At 62.8% G+C, this 3,231-nt stretch carries 3 protein-coding genes; all 3 read left to right on the top strand.

The features are described 5' to 3' along the window. The first annotated feature begins 55 nt into the window (after positions 1-55). From FJ423_RS33330 to FJ423_RS33320, 3 genes are read left to right on the top strand one after another with little or no spacing between them, the layout of a single operon-like run. Positions 56-1,294 carry a site-specific integrase gene (locus FJ423_RS33330; RefSeq protein WP_084016273.1) on the top strand — a complete coding sequence of 413 codons (1,239 nt, stop codon included), beginning with the start codon at positions 56-58 and terminating at the stop codon, positions 1,292-1,294. After that, the gene (locus FJ423_RS33325; protein WP_064995509.1) at positions 1,291-2,223 is read left to right on the top strand and encodes a tyrosine-type recombinase/integrase; all 933 of its coding nucleotides are present in this window, start codon (positions 1,291-1,293) and stop codon (positions 2,221-2,223) included. Before FJ423_RS33330 ends, FJ423_RS33325 begins: the two co-directional genes overlap by 4 nt. Continuing rightward, positions 2,220-3,227 carry a tyrosine-type recombinase/integrase gene (locus tag FJ423_RS33320; RefSeq protein ID WP_064995508.1) on the top strand — a complete coding sequence of 336 codons (1,008 nt, stop codon included), beginning with the start codon at positions 2,220-2,222 and terminating at the stop codon, positions 3,225-3,227. The genes FJ423_RS33325 and FJ423_RS33320 overlap by 4 nt, the downstream gene beginning before the upstream one ends. Positions 3,228-3,231 lie beyond the last annotated feature (4 nt).

Here is a 3,231-nt window from a genome sequence, read left to right as displayed (position 1 = left end):
CATGCCTCTCTGACGGACGCGGGATCCCCCTGCGCCGCAATGCTGGAGGGGCAATATGCTCGACTTCTATTTTTCGTATCGTGGGGTACTCAAGCGCCTGCGTAGCGGTGCGCTCGGCGGCGAGATGGATCGCCTCGCGGAGCATTTTTTCACGCTTGGTTATAAGCGAGCGTCCGCCAAGATTTACCTGAGCCGGATTGCGCGCTTTAGCCAGTTTGCCGCGACGCGCTGTGGTCCGATGCCGATCCATCAGGATGTCGTCGATAGCTATTTGTCCACGTTTACGACGGATTCTCCACGCATTGGAGCAGTGTCGGCGCTGGGACACGCACTGCGAGTGGCTCCGGAGCGATTCATTGCTTCCGTTCCCAGTGTAGATGCTGACCCGGATAATCCGCTTCTGGCCTCCTTTTCGGACTATCTGCGCAGGGTGCGGGGCCTGGAGCCGAAGACCCGCGAAGGCGTTCTTCTGGGCGGTCGCCGCTTTTTGGATTGGTTCCGCCATCACCATCCCGGCCAGGACCTCGAGGCGTTGGCGGCTGAGCACGTCCTCGCTGCTGTCGAGCATCGGCTGTCACTATCGGCGACCTCCAGCAGCCGCACGGCAGCGACTTCTCACATCCGAACATTTCTTCGGTTTTTGTATTGGGCTGGCCACCATCGCCAAGATCTCGCCCGCGTTGTCCCAAGGACGCCCTCTTGGCGTTTGGCACATTTGCCGCCGCGCCTTGCATGGGATGACGTTCGGCAGGCGATCGATGCGATCGGCGCAACGACGCCGGTCGACATCCGCGATCGAGCCGTCTTGCTGCTGCTCGCCACCACCGGCATTCGCAACGGCGAGTTACGCGCCATTCGGCTGAAGGATATCCACTGGCGTACTGGCGAGGTTTTTGTCCGGCGCACCAAGGGCAAGCGTGATCGGGTGGTACCACTCCTCGAGGAGACCGGCGCCGCACTCGCCGATTACATCCTGCGCGCTCGACCGAAGGTGGATAGTCCGTATCTGTTCCTGTCCTTCGCGCCGCCGCTGGGGCCGTTCAAGTGCGCGTCGCCTGTTTCGAGGATCGTGCGGAAGCGGTTGCGGCATGGCGGGGTCGAACTCGGGCGGGTCGCAGGTGCGCATCTCCTGCGCCACAGCCTTGCCACCCAGCTCGTCAGGCAGCGAAGGCCAATCAACGAGGTCGCCGATCTTCTTGGCCACCGGAGCATCAACACAACGGCGCTGTACGTGAAGGTTGCGGCCTCGCAACTCGCCGAGGTCGCACTCCCCTTTCCGGGAGGCGCGGCATGACCGCGTTTACCCGATTCCTCGGCGAGAAGGCCGAGCGTTACATCGAACTGCGCCACTCGCTCGGCTACTCTTTCAGCAAACAAGCTGGCACGTTGCGGGCTTTCGTCCGCTACGTTGAACGCGCTCAGTTCGATGCGCCCGCCACCCGGACGATGGCGCTGGACTTCGTCCTGTCGTTCGGCGGCGCCGCCAACAGCCGCACCACTCGTCACGGCGTGCTCCGCCGATTCTACGAGTATCTCGCCGTCTATGACGCCCAAACGGAGACCTTGGAGCGTAGAGTCTTTCCCAGATCCAGGGCGATTCCGCCGCCGCGGATCCTCAGCGAGTCAGAGTTGGCGTCGCTCATCGACGCATGTGCGCGCATTTCGCCAGGCATCCCTCTCAGGGGGCGGACGATGGCAACGCTGATCGGATTGTTAGCAAGCTCGGGACTGCGATCTGGCGAAGTGGTCAGGCTTGATCGTTCCGACGTCGATCTGACCAGCGGGGTTCTTCTGGTTCGGAAGACGAAGTTCCGCAAGGACCGTCTCGTTCCAGTTCACACGACGACCCAGGCTGCCCTTCGCCATTACGCCCGTGAGCGTGACGCCGCTTTTCCCACGCCCAAGGACCAGGGCTTCTTCCTCAGCTCTCGTGGCAACCGCCTCTCAGCGACCGGCCTGCAAAACGGTTTTGCCGAGGTCCGCAAGCTCGCCGGCCTTGATGGCGGTAAGCCCTTAAGGCCGCACGATCTCAGGCACCGGTTCGCCGTGACCCGCCTCAGCTTCTGGCACCAACAGCGCGCAGACGTTCAGGCGCTGCTCCCGTTGCTCGCCACATATCTCGGCCACGCCAGCTACAGCGATACCGCTTACTACCTCACTGGTTCGACGGATCTTCTCGCCATTGCGGCGGACCGCGCTTTCCTCGATGGAGGTGCAGCATGAGCGAACATCTTCTCCTGGCGCCGCTCCTGGAATCCTACTTTCGCCGGCGCTTGACCAAGCAGCGCAACGCCACTCCCGCGACTGTCGCGAGCTATCGCGACGCCTTGCGCATGCTGATCCTCTTTGCCGCCGCCAGGTTGCGGAAGAGGCCGGCGGCGTTGGTGCTCGAAGATCTCGATCGAGACCTCGTTCTCGCCTTTCTCGACGAACTCGAGGAGAAGCGGAACAACACCGTCGCCACGCGCAATGCCCGACTAGCTGCGATACGATCTTTCTTCCACCATGTGGCAGCGGCCGACCCGGCGTCCTTTGGTGTCGCGCAACGCGTGCTGACGATTCCCACAAAACGGGCGCACATTGAGGTGACGCGCCACCTCACCAACGCAGAAGTGGACGCAATCATTGCGGCGCCCGATCAGAGGACGCCCCGTGGTCGGCGCGACCGCGCGTTTCTGCTGTTCCTGGCGCGGACCGGCGCGCGGGTCTCCGAAGCCATTGGTGTCAATGCTGACGACCTTCAGTTGGAACGCCCGCGTTCGCAGGTGCTGTTGCACGGTAAGGGGCGCAGAGATCGCGTCATCCCCGTTTCTCAGGATTTGGCGAGAGCGCTGGCGGCCTTGTTGCGCGAACGCGGAATCGCCAACCTCGAACCACGACCGATCTTTGTCGGCGCCCACAATGAGCGCCTGACGCGCTTCGGGGCGACCCACATCGTACGACGAGCGGCGGCCAAGGCAGTGGCCATTAGGCCGGACTTGGCCGAAAAGCCCATATCGCCACACATCTTCCGGCACTCCCTCGCCATGAAGCTTCTCCAGTCCGGCGTGGATCTTTTGACGATTCAAGCCTGGCTCGGGCACGCACAGGTCGCCACCACCCACCGCTATGCCGCCGCGGATGTCGAGATGATGCGCAACGGAATCGAAAAGGCGGGCATCGAGGGCAATTACGGGGCGCGCTTCCGGCCCACCGATGCCGTTCTGCAACTGCTGAACAGCATCTAAGCTA

Source organism: Mesorhizobium sp. B2-8-9, assembly GCF_006439475.1.
GTDB lineage: Bacteria > Pseudomonadota > Alphaproteobacteria > Rhizobiales > Rhizobiaceae > Mesorhizobium.
The sequence above is the reverse complement of the archived record's forward strand: the minus strand, read 5'-3'. Positions and strand labels throughout refer to the sequence as shown.

What these genes read in the sequence shown, in the direction of transcription:
- FJ423_RS33320 (WP_064995508.1), top strand. Translation starts at nt 2,220, where the DNA reads ATGAGCGAACATCTTCTCCTGGCGCCGCTCCTGGAATCCTACTTTCGC.
- FJ423_RS33325 (WP_064995509.1), top strand. Translation starts at nt 1,291, where the DNA reads ATGACCGCGTTTACCCGATTCCTCGGCGAGAAGGCCGAGCGTTACATC.
- FJ423_RS33330 (WP_084016273.1), top strand. Translation starts at nt 56, where the DNA reads ATGCTCGACTTCTATTTTTCGTATCGTGGGGTACTCAAGCGCCTGCGT.